This is a genomic window from Vibrio sp. SBT000027 (genome assembly GCF_963894355.1).
GTDB lineage: Bacteria > Pseudomonadota > Gammaproteobacteria > Enterobacterales > Vibrionaceae > Vibrio > Vibrio splendidus.
The window spans coordinates 122,762-144,366 of the sequence record NZ_CAWQGD010000004.1 but is presented as its reverse complement, the minus strand read 5'-3'; the positions used below and the strand labels follow the sequence as shown (position 1 = coordinate 144,366).

18 protein-coding genes and 2 tRNA genes are annotated in these 21,605 nt (G+C 45.1%); 3 read left to right on the top strand and 17 right to left on the bottom strand.

Annotated elements, in window-relative coordinates; all coding sequences use genetic code 11:
* Positions 1-124 precede the first annotated feature (124 nt).
* From rplI to rnr, 5 genes are all read right to left on the bottom strand, one after another.
* A complete protein-coding gene (rplI, locus tag AACU28_RS10565) occupies positions 125-577 on the bottom strand; it encodes a 50S ribosomal protein L9 (protein WP_004735854.1) in 453 nt (150 codons plus the stop codon).
* 38 nt (positions 578-615) lie between these two features.
* Positions 616-843: a 30S ribosomal protein S18 gene (gene rpsR, locus AACU28_RS10560; RefSeq protein ID WP_000090472.1), complete on the bottom strand. Its 228-nt coding sequence runs from the start codon at positions 841-843 to the stop codon at positions 616-618.
* A gap of 132 nt (positions 844-975) precedes the next feature.
* On the bottom strand, positions 976-1,389 hold the full coding sequence (gene rpsF / locus AACU28_RS10555) for a 30S ribosomal protein S6 (protein ID WP_004735855.1): 414 nt from the start codon (positions 1,387-1,389) through the stop codon (positions 976-978).
* Positions 1,390-1,681: 292 nt separating this feature from the next.
* The gene (gene rlmB / locus AACU28_RS10550) at positions 1,682-2,422 is read right to left on the bottom strand and encodes a 23S rRNA (guanosine(2251)-2'-O)-methyltransferase RlmB (protein ID WP_004735856.1); all 741 of its coding nucleotides are present in this window, start codon (positions 2,420-2,422) and stop codon (positions 1,682-1,684) included.
* 219 nt (positions 2,423-2,641) lie between these two features.
* On the bottom strand, positions 2,642-5,140 hold the full coding sequence (rnr, locus tag AACU28_RS10545; protein ID WP_017078239.1) for a ribonuclease R: 2,499 nt from the start codon (positions 5,138-5,140) through the stop codon (positions 2,642-2,644).
* Between the two features lie 248 nt (positions 5,141-5,388).
* Here rnr and AACU28_RS10540 point away from each other — a divergent pair, with 248 nt between their 5' ends.
* A complete protein-coding gene (locus AACU28_RS10540; RefSeq protein WP_065607474.1) occupies positions 5,389-6,798 on the top strand; it encodes an amidohydrolase in 1,410 nt (469 codons plus the stop codon).
* 155 nt (positions 6,799-6,953) lie between these two features.
* On the opposite strand, the gene motX is transcribed toward AACU28_RS10540, so the two are convergent.
* Positions 6,954-7,589: a flagellar protein MotX gene (motX, locus tag AACU28_RS10535; RefSeq protein WP_004735859.1), complete on the bottom strand. Its 636-nt coding sequence runs from the start codon at positions 7,587-7,589 to the stop codon at positions 6,954-6,956.
* Positions 7,590-7,907: 318 nt separating this feature from the next.
* Positions 7,908-9,224: an adenylosuccinate synthase gene (locus tag AACU28_RS10530; RefSeq protein WP_017078237.1), complete on the bottom strand. Its 1,317-nt coding sequence runs from the start codon at positions 9,222-9,224 to the stop codon at positions 7,908-7,910.
* 172 nt (positions 9,225-9,396) lie between these two features.
* Between AACU28_RS10530 and AACU28_RS10525 the strand changes: the two genes are divergently transcribed.
* A complete protein-coding gene (locus AACU28_RS10525) occupies positions 9,397-9,585 on the top strand; it encodes a DUF2065 domain-containing protein (protein WP_026012244.1) in 189 nt (62 codons plus the stop codon).
* Between the two features lie 181 nt (positions 9,586-9,766).
* Here AACU28_RS10525 and hflC read toward each other — a convergent pair whose 3' ends face one another.
* From hflC to tsaE, 8 genes are all read right to left on the bottom strand, one after another.
* On the bottom strand, positions 9,767-10,744 hold the full coding sequence (hflC, locus tag AACU28_RS10520) for a protease modulator HflC (protein WP_004735862.1): 978 nt from the start codon (positions 10,742-10,744) through the stop codon (positions 9,767-9,769).
* 2 nt (positions 10,745-10,746) lie between these two features.
* Positions 10,747-11,949, bottom strand: a complete 1,203-nt coding sequence (hflK, locus tag AACU28_RS10515) for an FtsH protease activity modulator HflK (RefSeq protein ID WP_004735863.1) — start codon at positions 11,947-11,949, stop codon at positions 10,747-10,749.
* Between the two features lie 27 nt (positions 11,950-11,976).
* On the bottom strand, positions 11,977-13,284 hold the full coding sequence (gene hflX / locus AACU28_RS10510) for a ribosome rescue GTPase HflX (RefSeq protein WP_004735864.1): 1,308 nt from the start codon (positions 13,282-13,284) through the stop codon (positions 11,977-11,979).
* 44 nt (positions 13,285-13,328) lie between these two features.
* Complete coding sequence (gene hfq / locus AACU28_RS10505) at positions 13,329-13,595, bottom strand: RNA chaperone Hfq (protein WP_004735866.1); 267 nt, start codon at positions 13,593-13,595, stop codon at positions 13,329-13,331.
* Positions 13,596-13,787: 192 nt separating this feature from the next.
* Entirely contained in the window at positions 13,788-14,720 is a 933-nt protein-coding gene (miaA, locus tag AACU28_RS10500) for a tRNA (adenosine(37)-N6)-dimethylallyltransferase MiaA (protein ID WP_004735867.1), read from the bottom strand.
* Between the two features lie 97 nt (positions 14,721-14,817).
* Positions 14,818-17,094: a DNA mismatch repair endonuclease MutL gene (gene mutL, locus AACU28_RS10495; protein WP_121602927.1), complete on the bottom strand. Its 2,277-nt coding sequence runs from the start codon at positions 17,092-17,094 to the stop codon at positions 14,818-14,820.
* 51 nt (positions 17,095-17,145) lie between these two features.
* Positions 17,146-18,867: an N-acetylmuramoyl-L-alanine amidase gene (locus AACU28_RS10490; protein ID WP_017078233.1), complete on the bottom strand. Its 1,722-nt coding sequence runs from the start codon at positions 18,865-18,867 to the stop codon at positions 17,146-17,148.
* Positions 18,861-19,325, bottom strand: a complete 465-nt coding sequence (gene tsaE / locus AACU28_RS10485) for a tRNA (adenosine(37)-N6)-threonylcarbamoyltransferase complex ATPase subunit type 1 TsaE (RefSeq protein WP_004735870.1) — start codon at positions 19,323-19,325, stop codon at positions 18,861-18,863. The genes AACU28_RS10490 and tsaE overlap by 7 nt, the downstream gene beginning before the upstream one ends.
* 247 nt (positions 19,326-19,572) lie before the next feature.
* Between tsaE and queG the strand changes: the two genes are divergently transcribed.
* Positions 19,573-20,715, top strand: coding sequence for a tRNA epoxyqueuosine(34) reductase QueG (gene queG, locus AACU28_RS10480; RefSeq protein ID WP_121602926.1), 1,143 nt, complete (start codon positions 19,573-19,575; stop codon positions 20,713-20,715).
* A gap of 632 nt (positions 20,716-21,347) precedes the next feature.
* Here the strand turns inward: queG and AACU28_RS10475 are convergent.
* Positions 21,348-21,423 (bottom strand) — tRNA-Gly (locus tag AACU28_RS10475).
* A gap of 77 nt (positions 21,424-21,500) precedes the next feature.
* Positions 21,501-21,577, bottom strand: a tRNA-Met gene (locus tag AACU28_RS10470).
* Positions 21,578-21,605 lie beyond the last annotated feature (28 nt).

The window sequence follows — 21,605 nt, the reverse complement described above, 5'->3', positions numbered from 1 at the left end:
ACTGTAAGCTTTTTACTTACCATAACCCCTTCGCTATGTTTTTCTATATTTCAGACATAAAAAAACACCAGCCGAAGCTGGTGTTTAAAACTTTCAAAAGAAAGAATTCGTCTTGGTACTGAAATTACTCAGCTGCAACGATAGCGATTTTCGCAGTAGCAAAAACTTCAGAGTGAAGTTGGATGCTTACTTCGAATTCGCCGATGTTACGTAGAGCGCCTTCAGGTAGGCGTACTTCGCTCTTAACTACTGCAACACCAGCTGCTGTAATAGCATCTGCGATGTCACGAGTACCGATAGAACCGAATAGTTTGCCTTCGTCACCAGCTTTAGAAGCGATTGTAACGCCTTCTAGAGTGTTAACTGTCTCTGCGCGAGCTTCTGCAGCAGCTAGTTGCTCAGCAACTTTAGCTTCTAGTTCAGCACGGCGAGTTTCGAACATAGCAACGTTGTCTTTAGTTGCCATAACTACTTTACCCTGTGGGATAAGGAAGTTACGAGCGTAACCAGATTTAACGTTTACTTGGTCGCCAAGGCCACCTAGGTTACCGATTTTATCAAGTAGAATAACTTGCATTATCTTAGTCCTCTTAAACTATTGTTAACTATTACCGATTACTGATGCTTGTCAGTGTACGGTAGTAGAGCTAGGTAACGAGAACGCTTGATAGCGCGAGCTAGCTGACGTTGGTATTTAGCACTTGTACCAGTGATACGGCTAGGTACAATTTTACCAGCTTCAGTGATGTAGTTTTTTAGAGTTGCTACGTCTTTGTAGTCAATCTCTTGTACGCCTTCTGCAGTAAAACGGCAGAATTTACGACGACGGAAGAAACGAGCCATGGGCTATCTCCTGATCTAAATTTAATAATGCGGTATTAACACAGGCTTATAAATAAGCGTAAGCAAATGCTTGTAGTGAAAATACCTAAACGAGTTGAATAAAATTTAATGACCTAAAAGGCCAAAAAAGAATTACTCAGCAGCAGCTTCTGGCTTAGCTTCTTCTTCACGACGTGGTGCACGTTCTTCACGGTCATCACGACGAGGAGCACGCTCTGCACGCTCTTCTTTTTGCTTAAGCATGATAGATTGCTCAGTCACAGCGCCTTTAGTGCGCATGATCATGTTACGTAGAACTGCATCGTTAAAACGGAAAGCAGTTTCTAGCTCGTCCATCACTTCTTGGCCAGCTTCAACGTTCATAAGAACGTAGTGAGCTTTGTGAAGTTTGTTGATTGGGTAAGCCATTTGACGGCGGCCCCAGTCTTCTAGACGGTGGATAGTACCGCCAGCTTCAGTGATTGAACCAGTGTAACGCTCGATCATGCCAGCAACTTGCTCGCTTTGATCAGGGTGAACCATGAATACGATTTCATAATGACGCATTTGGTTGCTCCTTACGGATTATTAGCTTCCACGAAAGGCTCGGTCGTCCAAGGGAAGCAAGGAACTAAAGAAAAATGACCGAGTTTTAAGGACGGCAAATATTATAGAAAGAACCCGGTATTGGCAAGCGGTATTTGGCTAATAATGAAACAGTTTTTCTTTCGCCATCTAGCCATCTGACAAACCAAACGATTCCGTCATAACAGCCTAAAAAGAAACGCCCACCAGCAAGTGGTGAGCGCTAATAAATTCAGATACTTAGAGTCGTTTTGCCTTTTGACTCAGCTTAACGCTATTGAGCTAGGCGCTGACGTACCGCTTCGAACAGACAGATGCCTGATGCTACCGAAACGTTGAGGCTCGACACGCTGCCTGACATTGGAATCTTAATTAGGTCATCACAGGTTTCACGCGTTAAACGACGCATGCCGTCACCTTCTGCGCCCATCACAACGGCAAGAGGACCCGTTAGCTTCGCTTGATAGATATCATGCGTTGCTTCACCTGCGGTACCCACGAACCATACACCCTGCTCTTGCAGTGCACGCATTGTACGAGCTAGGTTGGTTACGCGTACTAGAGGAACGGTTTCAGCTGCGCCACAAGCAACCTTACTTACGGTTGCCGTTAGCGGCGAAGAGCGATCTTTAGGTACGATAACAGCCGCTACACCCGCAGCATCCGCGTTACGTAGACAAGCACCTAGGTTATGAGGGTCTGTTACGCCATCTAGAACCAACAACAGAGGCTGTTCGTGCTGCGCTAGGATATCATCTAGGTGAGTTTCATTAAGCTGCTTAGCAGGCTTCACCTTAGCAATAAGACCTTGGTGATTTGCACCCTGTGCTTTTTCATCAAGCGGCTTACGGCCCATTTGTTGAATCGACACACCAAATTGCTGCAGTTGATTCAGTAATGGAAGAAGACGATCGTCTTGACGACCTTTAAGCACGTACGCTTCAATAAAGCGCGCTGGATCTTTTTCTAGTACGGCTTTCACCGCGTGAATACCGTAAATAAATTCGTTACTCATTGTCTCTGGTTACTCTTATTGCTCAGAGATGAATGACATCAAACCCGATGCACCCACCCCTGTGTTGTTTATTTCGAGAGTATGCGTCTTGCGCCTGATACTCTCGCATTAAAGTCTTTTCGCGTTAAAGTCATGTCACATTAAACTAGCGCTGTGCTAAACCTAATTAGCAAAGCGCCTTATTAAGCTTAAGACTTATTAACCTTAAGGCTTATAAACTTAAGACTTATCAGCCTTTGGCTTACGACTTGCGGTACGCTTTTTCTTAGCTCGCGCCTTCGCAGCACCGGTTTTATTCGCTGACTTCTTCTTAGCTGAACTTTCAGAGCTACCGTCTGGTCGCTTAGTAGGTTCAACTAAAGGCGTCGCAGGTACACCCGGCTTATTACTCTTCACCGCTGAACGCTTCTTGCTTTTCGCCTTTTTCATCGCTTCAGCTGCACGCTTCTTGGCTGTTTTACCTTTACCACGAGGCTGACGATCGGTGTCTTCTAAATCAAAGTCGATTTGGCGAGTTTCTAGATTAACCGCAGAAACCTTCACTTTAACCGAATCACCTAAGCGGTAGATGTTACCTGAGCTTTCACCGACTAAACGCTGACCAACAGCATCAAATTGGTAGTAATCATTCGCTAGCGCTGAGATATGTACCAAGCCATCAATGTGCAGTTCAGTGAGACGAACAAAGAAACCGAAGCCAGTCACGTTAGCAATTACGCCATCCATCACTTCGCCGACATGGTCTTGCATGTACTCACACTTCAGCCAGTCGTTCACTTCACGCGTAGCATCATCAGCACGACGCTCAGTCATTGAACACTGCTCGCCGTAGAAGTCCATATCATCGAAAGTGTAGTGGTAACCACCCGTTGGCGTCCAACGCTCACTCTGACGGCCTTCTTCTTTCGCAATAAGGTACTTAATCGCGCGGTGCAATAGCAAATCTGGGTAACGACGAATTGGCGAGGTAAAGTGAGCATAGCGTTTAAGAGCTAAACCAAAGTGACCTGCGTTGTCCGCGTTGTATACCGCTTGCTTCATCGAGCGCAGTAGCATGGTTTGGATTAACTCACGATCTTCACGCTCATTAATCTGTTGCATCAGTTGTGCATAGTCTACTGGTGATGGCGACAGGCCACCTTCCAGCGTTAAACCTAGCTCACTAAGGAAGCTCTTAAAGCCCGTTAAGCGCTCTTCTCCCGGAGTATCGTGAACACGGTATAATGCAGGTTCTTTCGCTTTTTCTACGTAAGACGCCGATGCGATATTCGCAAGAATCATACACTCTTCGATGATCTTGTGTGCATCGTTACGGATGACGGGCTCAATACGGTCAATCTTACGATCCGCATTGAAGATAAACTTAGTTTCTACCGTTTCAAACTCAATCGCACCACGCTCATCACGCGTTTTCTTAAGCACCTTGTACATCTTATGAAGCTCTTCAAGATGTGGTACTTCAGGCTCGTAACGCTCACGAAGTTCTTCATTGCCATCTAAGATAGCGCCAACTTTGTTGTAAGTCAGACGGGCATGAGAGTTCATTACCGCTTCGTAGTGCTTGTAACCCGACAGTTTACCTTTGTCTGAGATAGTCATCTCACACACCATACATAAACGGTCGACTTGAGGGTTCAATGAACATAGGCCATTAGAAAGGACTTCTGGCAGCATTGGCACAACTTGTGACGGGAAGTATACCGAGTTACCACGGTTAATCGCTTCTTTGTCTAGCGCGGTATCTGGGCGAACGTAGTAACTTACGTCAGCAATCGCTACCCACAGGCGCCAGCCTCCGCCTTTCTTCGCTTCACAGTAAACCGCATCATCGAAGTCACGCGCATCTTCACCATCAATGGTAACCAATGGCAGTTTGCGTAGATCAACACGTCCTTCTTTTGCTTCTTCAGGAACATGCTCACCGAGGTTTACGATTTGCTTATCTACCGCTTCAGGCCACTCTTGTGGGATCTGGTGAGTACGGATCGCGATCTGCGTTTCCATACCCGGAGCCATGTTTTCACCAAGAACTTCGGTCACTTTACCCATCATGTTACGAGAACGACCACCACGATCCGTAATTTCAATCACAACCACATTACCCATTCGAGCACCGCCTTTATGCTCGGTAGGGATCTGGATGTCGTGACTAATACGAGAATCATCAGCAACCACGTAAGAATGGCCGTATTCTAGGAAGAAGCGGCCAACAAGTGGCGTTTTGCGCTCTTCAAGAACACGAACCAAACGACCTTCACGACGACCACGTTTACTGTTGTCAGTAGGCTGAGCCAGTACGTAATCACCGTGCATGATGGTTTTCATCTGGTGATGCGGCAACACGATATCATTGTCTTTACCCACACTGCCGTCTGGGCGAACCCAACCATGACCGTCTTTATGACCAATCACATAGCCTTTAATCAATTCCATCTTCTCAGGCAATGCATAGCACTGACGACGGGTAAAGATAAGCTGTCCATCACGTTCCATTGCACGTAAACGACGACGCAGCCCTTCATATTGTTCCTCTCCAGCCAAACCCAAAGCTTCGAATAGATCGTTACGGTTCATTGGGATATTCGCGTCTGTTAGAAACGAAATAATGAACTCTCGGCTTGGTACTGGGTTTTCGTAATTTTTCGACTCTCGGTCTGCAAAAGGATCAACAGTGGTTGTCGCTGTCGTGTTTTCTGACATTGGTGTGTTTTTTGACATAGGCGGGCCTGCTTAAGCAAGGAATGTATATACCCCTAGTATATCTGATGCTAGGGGTAAGCTACAGATATGCTTTGGAAAAGCCTAAAATAACCTAAGATTGATACATATCTTCACTTTGTGAAACATCGCTTCATAGAGGCGGACTATCATCAAAATTTCAAGCAAACGATAAAACAAACGTTTGCGCCATGAATGAAATACACTATTATCCCGACACTTTACCAACTCCTGTTCTGAGTATTGATATGAAACTAAAACGCACCCTATTGGCTTCAGCAATGGCAAGCCTCGCTCTATTTCCATTTGCGAGTTCAGCAATGGAAAAAGCTGACCTGATGATTACCGATGCAATGGTTCTAACCATGAACCAAGACAAAACGGTTTATGAGAGCGGTACTGTTGTCGTAAAAGACAACAAAATCATTGCCGTTGGTGATGCTTCACTAGAGAAGCAGTACCAAGCGAAACAAGTGTTAGACGTGGATGGCGATATCGTCATGCCGGGTCTCATCAATACTCATACTCACGTATCGATGACGGTTTTCCGCTCGTTGGCCGATGATGTGCCTGACCGTCTTCACCGTTATATCTTCCCTCTAGAGAAGAAACTGGTATCGCGAGACATGGTACGCATTGGCGCTAATCTCGGTAACGTTGAAATGGTAAAAGGCGGTGTCACGACTTACGCCGACATGTACTACTTTGAAGATGAAGTTGCGAAAACTGTCGATAAGATCGGTATGCGTGCCATTCTTGGTGAAACCGTGATTAAGTTCCCAGTCGCTGATGCGGCTAATGCGGAAGAAGGCATCCAATACGCGCTGAATTTCATTGAAGAATACAAAGACCACCCGCGTATCACACCCGCGTTTGCACCACACGCGCCTTACACCAACACCACTGAGGTTCTGCAGAAGATCTCTAAGCTCTCTCTAGAGCTCGATGTACCAGTAATGATTCACCTAGCAGAATCACACCGTGAAGAAGAGAAAATCGCCGAGCGTTCAGATGGGCTATCACCGGTTCAATACATGGACAGCATTGGCGCACTCAACAAAAACTTGGTGGGTGCACACATGATCCTTGTTGACGATCATGATATCGAGCTGGTGAAAAAATCCGATATGGGTGTGGCTCACAACATGAGTGCTAACATCAAGTCAGCAAAAGGCGTATCTCCTGCGCTTAAGATGTATGACGAAAACGTTCGTATTGGTTTAGGTACTGATGGCCCGATGTCTGGTAACACACTGAGCACCATTGATGAATTCAACCAAGTCGCTAAAGTTCACAAGCTGGTTAATAAAGATCGTGCCGCAATGCCACCGATCAAAGTGATCGACATGGCAACAATGGGCGCAGCAAAAGCGCTACACATGGAAGATAAGATCGGTTCTCTTGAAGCCGGCAAACTCGCTGACATCATAGTGATCGATACGAAAGCGCCAAACATGGTTCCAGTCTACAACCCATACTCGGCATTAGTTTACTCGGCTAACTCGGGTAACGTTCGCCACACCATCGTTGACGGTAAGATCATCATGCAAGACCGCGACATGCTAACCGTCGATGAAGATAAGATTCGCCAAGAAGCACTCGATTTCACTAAAGTCGTTCGTAAGACAGTGATTGAATCTGGTGAAGTTGTTCAATAACGCCACCGAGTGAGATAAACGGTTTACCGTTAAGATCAAAAAAGGCCTCATAGGTATTTACCTACGAGGCCTTTTTAATACGGTATCTTTCTATATCAAGATAGATGGTTAACGAGTGCAGTCGTTCACCATCTAACCTTAATTAATATTCGTAATTACCAGAACACGTCTCGACGTTTTGCTCGAGCGATAATATTGTCCGGCATTCTCTGTTCCAGACCGCTTCGAAGCACGGTGATGCGTTTGTGTTGCCTATCATCCGCAGTCACCGAGTTGTATAACCAGCGGTAAGCATCTTCATAATCTAACGGGCTACCGTAATCACGCAGCAAGAGTTCCGCTAGGTGAATACTCGCACTTAGGTTACCCATAGAGGCCGCTTCACGTAAATACGGAATCGCGCGCTCTTTGTCTTGTTGAACCAAGGTTCCACGAGAATAATAACGACCTAGCTGCTCTAGTGCAGCCGGTAAACCTTGATGCGCCGCGTTTTCCATATAGTAAATGCCAAGCTCGACATCTTGTGGAACACACACGCCCCAAGCCAACATATCACCGTATAAAAACTCATAAGAAGGTAAGCTAATACGCGTTGCACGAGCAACGATATCTTCAACTAACTGGCACTTATCAGCTTTCACTCGCTCTAGGTGTTGATTATTCTCGATTAAATTAATCAGTTCAGCTTCTGTATATATTGGAACGGGCTCTCCCACGTCAGTCAAATTTGCATGACTCAAGGGTGAGCTCAGCGCCATTATCAATGAAGCTGCTACAATTCGTAGCTTCATACCTGCACTCTATTATCTGTCGCTAAAGTTATCTATTGAGGGCCGCAGAGGATTTCTACACGCACAAAACAGGGTGAACTTCACTTTCCATGATATCTGTATCGGCAATAACCCTGACGGCTTTAGACAAAACTTGCCGCTAATGGGCAATATTTTGCCTGATGACGCTTAAAAGATCACCATCAAAGAGTGCGTGGCTAAATTGCAGGTATTAAAAAGCCGACTTAATAAAGTCGGCTTTTAGAAAACTATTTCATTATCAGAGCACTTTAATTACCACAGCACGGTTAGTGCCTGGTAATAATCACTCAGCGGGCATTATGCGCCGTATGGGTGAACCTTGATGATAGTTTCGTTACGATCTGGGCCAGTTGATACGATATCAATTGGAACGCCAGTTAAGTCTTCGATACGCTTGATGTAATCTAGAGCAGCTTGTGGAAGCGCGTCGATAGATTTAGCACCAAATGTGTTTTCAGACCAACCAGGCATTGTTTCGTAGATTGGCGTCGCTTCTTCGAATGACTCAGCAGCCATTGGAGAAACTTCTAGGATAGAACCATCTTTCATCTTGTAACCAGTACAGATTTTTAGTTCTTCTAGGCCATCTAGAACGTCTAGTTTAGTTAGACAGATACCAGATAGAGAGTTGATTTGGATTGCACGACGCATAGCAACAGCATCGAACCAACCAGTACGGCGTAGACGACCAGTCGTTGCGCCAAACTCGTGACCAACATCGCCTAGGTGCTTACCAACTGGGTCTTGTTTTTCAAGGCCATCGTATAGCTCAGTAGGGAATGGACCTGAACCAACACGAGTACAGTAAGCCTTAGTAATACCAAGGATGTAACCGATGTGACGAGGACCAAAACCAGAACCTGCAGCAACACCACCAGCAGTCGTGTTAGAAGACGTTACGTATGGGTAAGTACCGTGGTCGATATCTAGTAGCGTACCTTGAGCACCTTCGAACATGATCTTGTCGCCGCGCTTACGTGCTGCGTCTAGTTCGTCAGTTACGTCGATAACCATCGCAGTTAACATGTCTGCGTAGCTCATCGCTTGCTCAAGAACTTCTTCGTAGCTTACTGTTTCAGCTTTGTAGAAGTGCTCTAGTTGGAAGTTGTGGAATTCCATAACTTCTTTTAGCTTCTCAGCAAATGCTTCTTTATCGAAAAGGTCGCCAACGCGTAAACCGCGACGAGCAACTTTATCTTCGTAAGCAGGACCGATACCACGACCCGTTGTACCGATAGCTTTAGCGCCACGAGCGATTTCACGCGCGTTGTCGATTGCAATGTGGTACGGAAGAATTAGAGGACAAGCTTCAGAGATGAAAAGACGCTCACGTACTGGGATACCGCGATCTTCAAGAGGTTTCATTTCTTTAAGAAGTGCGTCAGGCGATAATACTACACCGTTGCCAATAACACATTTAACGTTATTGCGTAGGATACCTGATGGAATTAAGTGAAGAACGGTTTTTTCACCGTCAATTACAAGTGTGTGACCTGCATTGTGACCGCCTTGGTAGCGAACCACGTATTTTGCATCTTCAGTTAAAAGGTCAACGATTTTACCTTTACCTTCATCACCCCATTGGGTGCCTAGAACGACTACGTTATTTCCCATCTTTCCAATTTCTGTTGCTAATTAAAAATGGATTCTAGCACCGAATCACATTTCTTGCAGTCATTTTTTGTTCATAATTGTTAAAGCTAACGACAAGCAAATTTGCAATGACACCGCGAAGATCCGTAAAGATGCTGATATTATTATCTTTTTACAGGCAAAAGGCAGCAACATGTCTAATTCTATCTGGCTCGCAATCGGGCTTGTTCTTATCGTTGAAGGGCTGGGGCCCTTGATTGCACCCAATGGCTGGAGAAACATGGTTGCTCAATTAAGCCAACAGCCAGACACGCAACTGCGCCGAATTGGCGGTTGCCTTGTGGTTGCCGGCGTCGTTATCGCTTTCATGACCTACCGCTAGGCTTTCTCAAAGCACGACTCTGTCACTCGATTTCCCTCGAGGACGCAATGGCGAATATTCAGTCTTTAGTCTTTAGTCTTTAGTCTTTAAAGAATAGAAAACAAAAAGGCTCCCATAATGGGAGCCTTTTAAGTTTTAACGTATTTTGCTTATTGAGCTAAGCATCCGCTAACGCATCAGCTTATTTTGCTGGAGCGCCGCTTGCTTGATTCATGTATTGGAAGAAGTCAGTCTTCGGATCCAGTACTAGAATGTCGCTCTTATCGCTAAATGATGTCTCATAAGCTTGCAATGAACGCATGAAGCCATAGAACTCAGGATCTTTACTGTACACATCAGAGTAAATCTTCGCTGCTTCTGCATCTGCATCACCACGAGTGATTCGAGCTGTACGGTCAGCTTCTGCAAGAACTGTTGCTACTTCTAGCTCAGCTTGAGCACGGATAACTTCTGCTTTCTCACGACCTTGAGAACGGTGTCTACGAGCAACCGATTCACGTTCTGCACGCATACGGCGGTAGATAGATTCACTGATTTCGTCAGGAAGGTTAATCTTCTTCATTCGGAAATCAACAACTTCAACACCTAAATCAGCCATCGCGCTTTCTGACGTTCCAGACAAAACGTTTTCCATGATCTTATCGCGTTCGCCATCAACTTCTAGCGCTTCTGCAGCCGCTACCGTTGTGACAACTTCGCTATCAGCAGAGTCTGGCAGGATGTCCTTATTACGAGGGCCTGACACGATCTGCTTAATTTCACGAGCACCAATTTCAGAACGAAGAACATCTGTCACTTTACGCTCAAGAAGTGCTTCTGCCGTCATGATATTACCGCCGCCAGTACTCAGATAAAAACGTCCAAAATCAGCAATACGCCATTTTGCGTAGGTATCAATTAGAACGTCTTTTTTCTCAGATGTTACGAAACGGTCAGAACGACCATCCATCGTTTGAATACGAGCATCAAGTACTTTTACGCGATCAAACATAGGCAGTTTAAAGTGCAAGCCTGGTTCATAGATTCGTGATACGCCGTTGTCATCGAGAACTCGACCAAAACGAATTACCATGCCACGCTCGCCTTCTTGAATCACAAATAGTGACATCAATAGAAGGGCAATCGTCACAACTAATACAGGGATCATTAATTTACGCATTATTAGTATCTCCCTTGACGTGAACTGTCTGAACGAGTTTGAGTGCTAGACTTTGGATCCGCTTGAGTTTCTAACTCAATTTGATCGTAAGTTGATGATGCTTTTGCAGGGCGAGTGCCCGACTGAGAACCACCTTGTGCGCCTAGCTTATCAATTGGTAGGTATAGCAAGTTACCGCTTGATTCAGAATCAATCAGGACTTTCGATGTGCTTGAGTACACTTTTTCCATTGTATCAAGGTACATACGGTTACGTGTTACTTCAGGAGCAGCTTGGTATTCAGGTAAAAGCTTCTCAAACTGAGCAACTTGACCTAGAGCACCATTAACTGTGCGCTCTGAGTAACCCACCGCTTCTTTCTTCAAACGCTCAGCACGACCTGTTGCTTTTGGAAGAATGTCATTTCGGTAAGCTTCAGCTTCACGCTCAAAACGCTCTTCATCCTCTCGAGCCGCGATAGCATCATCAAATGCATCTTTAACTTGCTCAGGTGGACGTGCTGACTGGAAGTTCACGTCAACAATCAGAATACCCATGTCGTAGCTATCAATAATACGGTTCAACGTTTCTTGAGTGCTTTGACGAATCTGCTGACGACCACTTGTTAGGATACTATCCATTAGTGAGTCACCAATTACCGCACGAAGCGCAGAATCAGTTGCTTGACGTAAGCTATCGTCCGCATCCGTTACACGATACAAGTACTTGTATGGGTCAGAAACACGGTATTGAACGCCCATTTCAACCGTCACAACGTTTTCATCTTTCGTTAGCATGGTGCCAGAAGCACGTAGAGAACGAATCGCTTGAACGTTAACCAGTTGCTCATCTTTGATTTCATCGATGAAGCGTGGGTGCCAGTTAAGACCCGGTTCTTCGATACGGTCGAATTGACCCAGTCGAAGTACAACGGCTCTTTCTGCTTCGCCAACGGTGTAGAAACCAGCGAAGAACCAGATAGCAATCGCAATGACAGCAATGACACCAAAGCCAATCGCACCGCCACCACCAATAGATGGCCCGTTACCGTTGCCACCTTTTTTACCAAACTTGCCACCTAACTTTTGACTTAGTTTACTAAACACTTCGTCTAAGTCTGGCGGTCCTTGATCTCGGCCGCCGCGATTATTGTTCTTACCCCAAGGGTCATTATCGCGGCCGTTATTATCGCCGTTGTTATTATTTCCAGGCTCATTCCACGCCATTAGAAAGCTCCATCATTTGATATGACGTTATACTGTAGCAGTCTCTTTGGTAACGATAAAGTCACCTAAGAGCGCCCCTTCTCTTTTTTCAAGTTTAGACCAATCTATTTGTTGCATTCGGATATCTATCAACAAGTTACCATTTTCATCATACTCTTCCTGTTGAATACATTTCATCTCGAAGAATAAGCTGCGAATACGGCCTTGATGTTGATGTGGAATACACAACCGGAATTGAACCATTTGACTCGCTAAACGCTCAGTTAAAGCCTCAAACAGCAGTTCAATCCCTTCTCCTTCCATTGCAGAAACCCAAACAGCGCGTGGTGCGCCCTCTTCGTCTCTTTCAATTCGAGGTTTTTGGTCTTCCATGCAGTCAATTTTGTTCATGACTACAAGGGTTGGCACTTCATGAGCATCGATTTCTTCTAATACTTCATGAACAGCCTGAATGTTCTCACGAAAGCGGTCATCACTGGCATCAACAACATGTAACAAAATGTCAGCTTCCTGCGTCTCTTGTAACGTAGCCTTGAACGCAGCGACCAAGTCGTGTGGTAGATGACGGATAAAACCTACGGTATCTGCGAGAATTGCAGGCCCGACATCTGCCAATTCAATCTTACGTAGTGTTGGGTCTAGAGTTGCAAACAGTTGGTCTGCCGCATAAACACCTGCACTAGTGATTTGATTGAAAAGTGTTGATTTCCCTGCGTTGGTATAACCAACCAAAGAAATTGTTGGGATTTCAGCTCGATTACGAGCACGTCGTCCTTGTTCACGCTGCTTAGCCACTTTCGCTAAACGACGTAATATCGCTTTTATACGGTCACGCAACAAACGTCGATCGGTTTCCAGTTGAGTTTCACCTGGACCACGAAGACCAATACCACCTTTCTGCCTTTCAAGGTGAGTCCAACCACGAATCAATCGGGTAGAGATATGACGAAGCTGAGCGAGCTCAACTTGTAGCTTACCTTCATGAGTTCGCGCACGTTGTGCAAAGATATCTAAGATCAAACCCGTGCGATCAATCACACGACATTTACACAATTGCTCGAGGTTTCGCTCTTGGGCAGGAGAGAGAGAGTGGTTAAAAATCACAATTTCAGCACCGGTCAGCTGAACGGCTTGAGCGATTTCTAGGGCTTTACCTTCTCCAACGTAGTATTTAGGGAGTGGGGATTGTCGGCTACCAGTAATCACTTGTAGCGTTTCTACCCCCGCTGAGGAGACCAGCATTTCACATTCGCTTAGGTCTTCCCATTCTCCCTCTTGCGTGAAGTTGATATGAACAAGTACGGCTCGCTCGCCGGATTCATAACGGTCAAACAAGCAACCAACTCCTTATTACAGCGCAAGCTGTATCAATTGAACGATTAATCTTCAGTCTTCTCTGGACGATCAGATGGCGCACGCTGTTGCTCGCCGCTGTGGTGACTAACTGCACGAGCAGGAACCACAGTAGAAATCGCATGCTTGTAAACCATTTGGTTTACTGTGTTCTTCAATAAGATCACGAATTGATCGAAAGACTCGATCTGACCTTGCAGCTTGATGCCGTTAACAAGATAGATAGAGACTGGAATGCGCTCACGACGGAGTGCATTTAGGAATGGGTCTTGTAGCGATTGCCCCTTAGCCATTTTATTTTCCTTATTTATATTTTGTTGTAATTATTTAGCTAGTGGTGCACAAAAAGGTGCGGCCTTTGCATCTGAGCTAAACGAATAAAAAAACTCCGTTGTTATTGAAAGGCTGTGATTTTTAAAAGCCTCAATAACTGATCCTTTTCAGAGTATATTCACGCAAAAGCGATCACATTATACACAGCAATACTAATCAGATGCTATTGCATCTGAAAGAGTTTCTAACGCCTGTTCAATGTTTTCGCTATCCAACCAAGTTAAATCATCCCAACTGCGTAACCAGGTGATTTGTCGCTTGGCCAATTGACGGGTTGCGCAGACACCACGGAAAACCGCTTCGTCTAAATCGCAATTCCCATCTAAATAATCCCACATCTGCCTATAACCAACGCATCGGATCGATGGCAGTTCAGGGTGAAGATCGTCTCTGGCATATAACGCCTTCATCTCATCTTCAAACCCCGCCTCTATCATCTTCTCAAAGCGAAGTTCAATGCGGCGATGGAGCTCTTTCCTTTCCTTGGGAGCTATTGCAAATTGTTTTACACGAAATGGCAGGCTATCGCCTTTCGTTTGAGTTAGCTCTGTTAATGTTTTACCCGAAATTCGGTAAACTTCCAATGCCCTTGAAAGCCTTTGTGGATCATTTGGGTGTATTCTTTCAGCGGATACGGGATCTATCTCTCTTAATTGATCATGCAATGCCTGCCAACCCTGTTCAATAGACTCCGCTTCAATCTGCTTACGAATCTCTTGATCCGCGGCCGGTAATGGCGATAAGCCTTCCAACAATGCCTTGTAGTACAGCATTGTGCCACCAACCAGTAACGGGATTTTTCCCTCCGCTACAATCTTATTCATTTCATTGATCGCATCACGACGAAAATCTGCCGCAGAATACGCTTCGCTTGGATCGAGAATATCAATCAAACGATGGGGCGCGAGCGCGAGCTCTCCTGCATCCGGTTTAGCGGTGCCGATATCCATGTCTTTGTAGATCAATGCTGAGTCGACACTGATGATCTCTACTGGGTACTTCTGACGTAAGCGGATAGCTAAATCTGTTTTTCCTGATGCCGTAGGGCCCATTAAAAACAACGCTAAAGGTAATTTTTCAGTCATGATATTTTGTATTTGTTTCTCTGTTAGAGCGCTTTATAAAAAAGGGCTTCGTATCGCGATACATTCAGTTGCAAAGATAAATGCCATCGCGAAAAAGTTAAACCGTAAACGCGGCTATGGTCGCTGAAAAGTCGATAGGATTTACAAACTCTGGATCATCTAATGGAAGTAGACCATGCCAAAGCTGTTCAAGTTCCCCAACTAGTTGAACCGCCTCAGATAAAGTGTAGTCGCTTTTTACTTGTGCCGTTTGAATCCCGATCCAGTTGACCAATGATGGCAACATATCGTTAAAAACAGTAGCAGCGTGATTATCGACAATCTGAGCGTTTAATGAAGCCGCGTAAGATAACAGATCTGGGATCAAAATTTGTAAGTTTTGCTGCCTCAAAGGAGAAGGCACGCCCATCACCATTACCGCTTCACTGTTTCGCGCCTTAAGCTCAATCCCCAATAACGCCAGTGTTTGGCTCAACGCCTTAGCAACCTCGACAAGTTCACTACCAAGCTTAATCGATAAAGGCACCAATAGCGGTTGGCTTTTTAACGCCCCTTCTCGAGTATCAAGTTGGCCAATCACACGTAGCAATTCCGCTTTGGCTAAAGACACCAATACGCTGCCGTTTTTGTTTCCCATTACCAAATATTGGCGTTCCACTACCGAGACGGCTTTGCCTAAGTCCGTCACAGGAGCTCTTGGTTTTGAATGAACAGGATTCTGTTGATCAGGCTTAGCTTCTTTATTTTCGATATTTTCGATATTTTCTATGTTGTCTCTGGTTTCTACTGGTGCCACATGCTCTTGAGGAGATGATGGAACAACAACTTGACCACCAAAATCTGGCGTTTTCAGAAGCTCTTTATAGGCTTTCACTTCTCGCTTAGAGGGCGCGGGTTCACCGTGATGCTGGTTTGGCTCTTTCTCTTTTTTAGGTTCAGGTCGGGACTCGATCCACTCTTGACGAGGAGACCCGGTAAAACTGGTTTCGCGAGCCGACGAGCCTGTGTTAGCTGAACTAATGTTAGTAGACGAATCTAAGTTGGTTGAAGAGCCCCTGCTAGGCGATGCACCAATGCTAGATGATGAACCTCGGTTGGCTGTTGAGCTATAGCTCTGCCCAGCATCATTAACGCTGTGTTGAGGTTGATCATAAGCGCGCTCAGACTCTGCTTTTCTCGGGTAGGCTGGCGTTTGCTCAATAGCATGTCGCTCACTATCAGAGACTTGGGTTTGATCCGAACGGCTAAGCATTGTGCTTTCAGGCTCTGAGAAACTGGCCACTTCACCGATACCAGAGTTCGAGCTATCTTGCTGATGATGAATCACTTCTGACTGATGAAACGCAGACTGCTTAATCGGTGCTGCATCAATTTGTTTACTTTGGGCTAGTCCATCACTCAGTGCTTGATAAATAAAGTCATGTACAAGACGAGCTTGATGGAAGCGCACTTCGTGTTTTGCAGGGTGAACATTCACGTCCACCTGATGTGGGTCTAGCTCAATGAACAACACATACGTCGCAAATTGGTCTGGGCGCAGGCTGGTTTCGTAGCTTTGACGAATCGCATGATTGATCAGCTTGTCACGCATCATACGACCATTCACATAGCAGTATTGCAGATCGCTTTGTTGTCTTGCTCCTTCTGGCGTGGTGATCCAGCCATGAAGTTTTAGGCCTTGATGCTCAAGTTCGATCTTAAGCATATGACGAACAAAAGGATTGCCACATACCGCAGCGATTCGCTTTTCTGCTTGAACTTGTGTTTTGGCAGCGCGGTACTGACGAATCATTTTACCGTTATGGCGAAGGTTAATCGTCACATCAAAGCGACTCAATGCGATGCGTTTAAGCAGCTCATCGATATGTGTGAATTCAGTTTTCTCGGTGCGTAAAAACTTGCGGCGTGCTGGCGTATTGAAGAACAGGTCCAACACCTCAACCGAAGTACCAATAGGATGCGCCGCAGGCTGCAGTTTCACCTGCATATCCCGACCTTCACTGTGCGCAGCCCAAGCTTGATCTTGAGTCGCAGGGCGTGAAGTCATGGTTAAGCGCGCAACAGAGCTAATACTCGCGAGCGCTTCACCACGAAAACCAAGGCTAACGATCGCCTCAAGGTCATCAAGGGTATGGATCTTGGAGGTAGCATGACGACTCAGCGCCAAGGCAAGCTCATCTTTAACGATGCCCTTGCCGTTGTCACGAACGCGGATCATCTTAGCGCCACCTTTCTCGATATCAATATCGATACGTGTGGCACCCGAATCCAAACTGTTCTCAACTAGCTCTTTTACAACAGAAGCTGGTCTTTCTACCACTTCACCCGCTGCGATTTGGTTAGCTAATCGAGCTGGCAGTATTTTGATCGTCATATTTATAGCTACCTTACTGCCATTGATGGAAACATGTCTGCGTTAAAAAGCTTATTTGTGCGGAATAATCAACACCTGCCCCACCGCTAGGCTGTCAGATCGTAGCTTATTCGCTTGGCGAATACTGTTAACACTCACGCCGTATTTCGAAGCAATCTTGCCAAGGTAATCACCTCTTGCGACTTTATGTTTACGCAGAGGGACATCTTTCACTTCAACCGTAATACGTAGCTTCTGACCCACTCTAACGGTTTCAGACTTCAAGCGGTTCTCACGTTTGATATCTGCCACCCGTACTTTGTAACGGCTGGCTATCTTGCCTAGGTACTCTCCAGACTTAACCGTGTGAGTGATGGTCTTAGTTTTCACTGCGCTGCTTGATGATGAGCCTGAAGCACTGCTTGGGATCTTAAGCACTTGGCCGATCGCTAGGCTGCTCGATTTCAGATTGTTGAATTTCATCAACGTCTGTGTCGAGGTGCCATATTTACTCGCAATCACCGATAGAGACTCACCACGAGACACTTTATGCTGGCTCACGCTACCCGTTGACGACGTTGCGTTAGACAAGATAATCCCTTCAGGTGGGTTAGCCTTCAAATACTTAACGACCGCTTTGGTCACTGCTCGTGCCAATTTATCTTGGTGCGAACGTTGGAAGAGCAGCTTCTCTTCGGTCGGATTCGAAATAAAGCCCGTCTCGACCAAGACCGATGGTATCTGTGGTGAACGTAATACCGCCAAACTGGTATTGATTGGTTTACTGTTATGAAGCTTAGCAACCTTACCCATCTCAGACAGAATCGTGGTTGCAAGCTTATAGCCCTCTTTCTGTGAGTGGCTGAACTGCAAATCAAGCAGAGTTTGGTTTACGTTCTTATCATCAATATTGCCAGTGAAAGCCGCACCGCTACCACCGAGTAATTCAGACTGCTTCTCTTTGTTCTCGATCCATCGAGAGATCTCGGTATTTGCGCGTCGAGTATTCAACACAAACACCGAACCACCTCTTGGTTGAGGGGTTGTAAAAGCATCCGCGTGAATAGAGATAAACAGATGAGCTTCGTTTTCACGAGCAATCGCAACACGTCGGTTAAGGTTTACAAAGTAGTCGGCGTTACGGGTCATGCGAGTTTTGATCCCAGGAACCGCATTCAACTGTGCAGCAAGCTTACGAGAAATACTCAGAGTCGCATTCTTTTCATACTTACGACTTGGACCAATAGAGCCTGGATCCTCACCACCGTGACCAGGGTCAATCACGATCAGAATGTCTTTCTGACGTTTAACCTGATTAATATTTTTGCTCACCGTTGGTTTACTCGGCTTCGACGTCGTTGTCCCCTTACTTGCCGCACCATGAGGTAGATCGATCACCAGACGATGTCCGTACTGACCACCAGGAGTCGGGCTAAGTTTAAACAACTCCGCTGTAGAGGACTTCTTCAACTCAAAAACCAAGCGATAGGTATTTTTGTCTGGCGGTGAACTCTTACGAATCTTAGATAGAACGGGGCTATCTTTCACCACAACCGGTAACTTAGTTGCAAGGTTGGTATGTTTTAAATCGACCACTAAACGACTCGGGCTACTCAAGGTGAAATAGCTAAAGTCCGCTTCTGATTTTAAGTCGATAACCACACGAGTTTCTTCTGGAGAAGGCCAAACCCTTAAACTTTTCAGTGAGTTTGCAGAAACAAGTGAAGAAAACAGTATAGAAAAAACAGCAGCCATCATGGCTACTGCTGAAATAAGGCGTCTAGAAATCAACATAACTCCAACTGACTAAGTAAGCGCTGTCCGTATTCACTATTAGCGGTTAAAGAAACAATACGGTGATCGTCTTGGTAACGAATATCAATGTCCAAATCGGCTTCTGGTAGCATCCCATAGCCTTTCTCAGGCCATTCAACCAAACAGATAGCATCTGGTGTGAAGTAATCACGAATCCCCATGAACTCCAATTCTTCAGGATCGGCTAAGCGATAAAGATCGAAGTGATATACCTGCCAATCGGCAAGTTGATAAGGTTCAACTAGAGTATACGTTGGGCTCTTTACATTTCCTTGATGGCCAAGTGCTTTTACAAAGCCACGACTGAAGGTCGTTTTACCTGCGCCAAGATCACCATGCAGATAAATAGTCGTCTGCTGTGAGCAAAGATTAGAAAGCTCCGTCCCTAATTGAATCGTTGCTTGTTCATCTTTCAAAGTAAATTGTTTCGTGCTCATGAATACGTTCTCTAAAAATCGATCGTTGACTATATAAAAATCAAAAGAACAAGAATAGTAAACCGTGATGCTTTTAGTAGACAAGCACTCAAGTGTAAGTTCTATGAAAAATACTGATCAAAACACGTCAGTTCTGGTCAATATCACTAAGATCCGTTAAGATCCGCCCCCATTTTTGCCGAACCTAATTTTAATTAGCCTTATCTCTAATTGTAAAACAGAGAAAATAAGAATTAAGAATGAAGCCATGAATCTAGACCATCTTGCTGAAAAAATTAAAATCTGGGGAAAAGAGCTCGGCTTTCAAAAAGTTGGCATCTGCGATGTTGATTTAAGTGAACACGAAGCCCCTCTTCAAGCATGGCTAGATGCTGGCAACCACGGCGAAATGGATTGGATGGCTCGACATGGAATGATGCGCGCACGTCCTGATGAACTTCATCCAGGCACCATTCGAGTGATCAGCGCCCGAATGAACTACCTACCACCAGAAGCTCAGTTTGCCTCTAACCTAAGCGATACCACTCAAGGCTATATCAGCCGTTATTCTTTAGGCCGCGATTATCACAAATTGTTCCGTAACCACTTGAAAAAGCTGGGACAAAGGATCGAAAAAGAGGTCGAAGGTTTAGACTCACGTCCTTTCGTGGATTCAGCGCCTATTTTGGAAAGACCGCTCGCTCAAAAAGCGGGGCTGGGTTGGACAGGTAAACACTCGTTAATTCTCGATAAAGACGCGGGCTCTTGGTTCTTCCTAGGAGAATTGTTAGTTAACATTCCTCTTCCAACAGATGAACCCAGTGTCGATGAGTGCGGCAAATGCACCGCATGTATCACTTCTTGCCCAACGGGTGCCATTATTGCTGATGGCGTAGTGGATGCTCGAAAATGTATTTCGTACTTAACCATTGAATACGATGGTGTGATCCCGGAAGAATTTAGAGACGCCATTGGTAACCGTATTTATGGTTGTGATGACTGTCAGTTAGTTTGCCCGTGGAACCGTCATGCCGAACTCACAGAGCAAACAGACTTTCATCGTAGAGAAGATTTCCAAGAAGCCGATCTGGTTTCACTTTCAAGTTGGGACGAAGCCACCTTCCTAAAGAAAATGGAAGGCTCAGCAATAAGACGTATCGGCCACACCCAGTGGTTACGCAATATCTTTGTTGCTATGGGCAATGCGCCATTTCAACAACGCATTGTTGAAACACTAGAATCTCATCAAGGCAAAAACGAAATGCTAGATGTGCATATTGAATGGGCTTTGAATAAACAACTACAACAGTTACCCAACGCTAGCGGTGTGCAAAGAAGTAGCAGTAAAATCTCCACCAAAAAGCACAGACTGATACGTATTGTTGAGAAAGGACTGCCAAGAGACGCCTAGCCCTTTAGGCATCAACGATTGGCTAGCTAACCTACCTAAATAGTCCAACATTTAAGACAACCCGTTGCACATAATTTTAGAACAATGTTTGACCTTGTTCTCAATTTTAGCAATGTGGAAAAAATTCAGAACTCTCGTAAACTTCCGACACTCTCACAAAGTTAAACACAGTACCGATAAATGATTAAGATCAAAAAACAACAAGTTAACGATCTTTTATCAAATTCAAGATAAACACTCAAAGTTATAAAAAACAACAAGTTACGATCGCCACAATTCAGCTAATATATTGAAAACAAGAAAGATCTTTTGGGGATATGTAAAGAATTAAGTCTGAAATAACTTTATCAACCAAGTTATCCACACCTAACATTTTGTGGATAAGTCTGTTTATAGATATGAAAAACCTCAAGTATCTGCTTCAGAGACCTGATGTTTACTAGCATTCCAGTTGCTAAGAAAAATTTAAGACAAAAAAATATCCACCATGATGGAGGATTATTTGCTTTTTGGGGGGATTATGCTTCGCAGCATTAAAGAAAGAGCGTGACCTTTAAGGTCGCCTTTAAACTCTGTGATCTAAAGAAAAACACGGTGGCTTAAAGAATCTTAATAGCTTTTTAGAAGAAAGCTGGAGCGATACATCGGGTTCGAACCGATGACCTCAACCTTGGCAAGGTTGCGCTCTACCAACTGAGCTAGTATCGCATTAGTTAATCGTTAATACTGTCTGCTAAGAAGCTAAGCGCTTACTGAAAGGCAGTGTACAACGTGTAACTGTAATGTGGTTGCGGGAGCCGGATTTGAACCGACGACCTTCGGGTTATGAGCCCGACGAGCTACCAAACTGCTCCATCCCGCGTCCGGATGTTTCTCTTTTCGCTTCATTA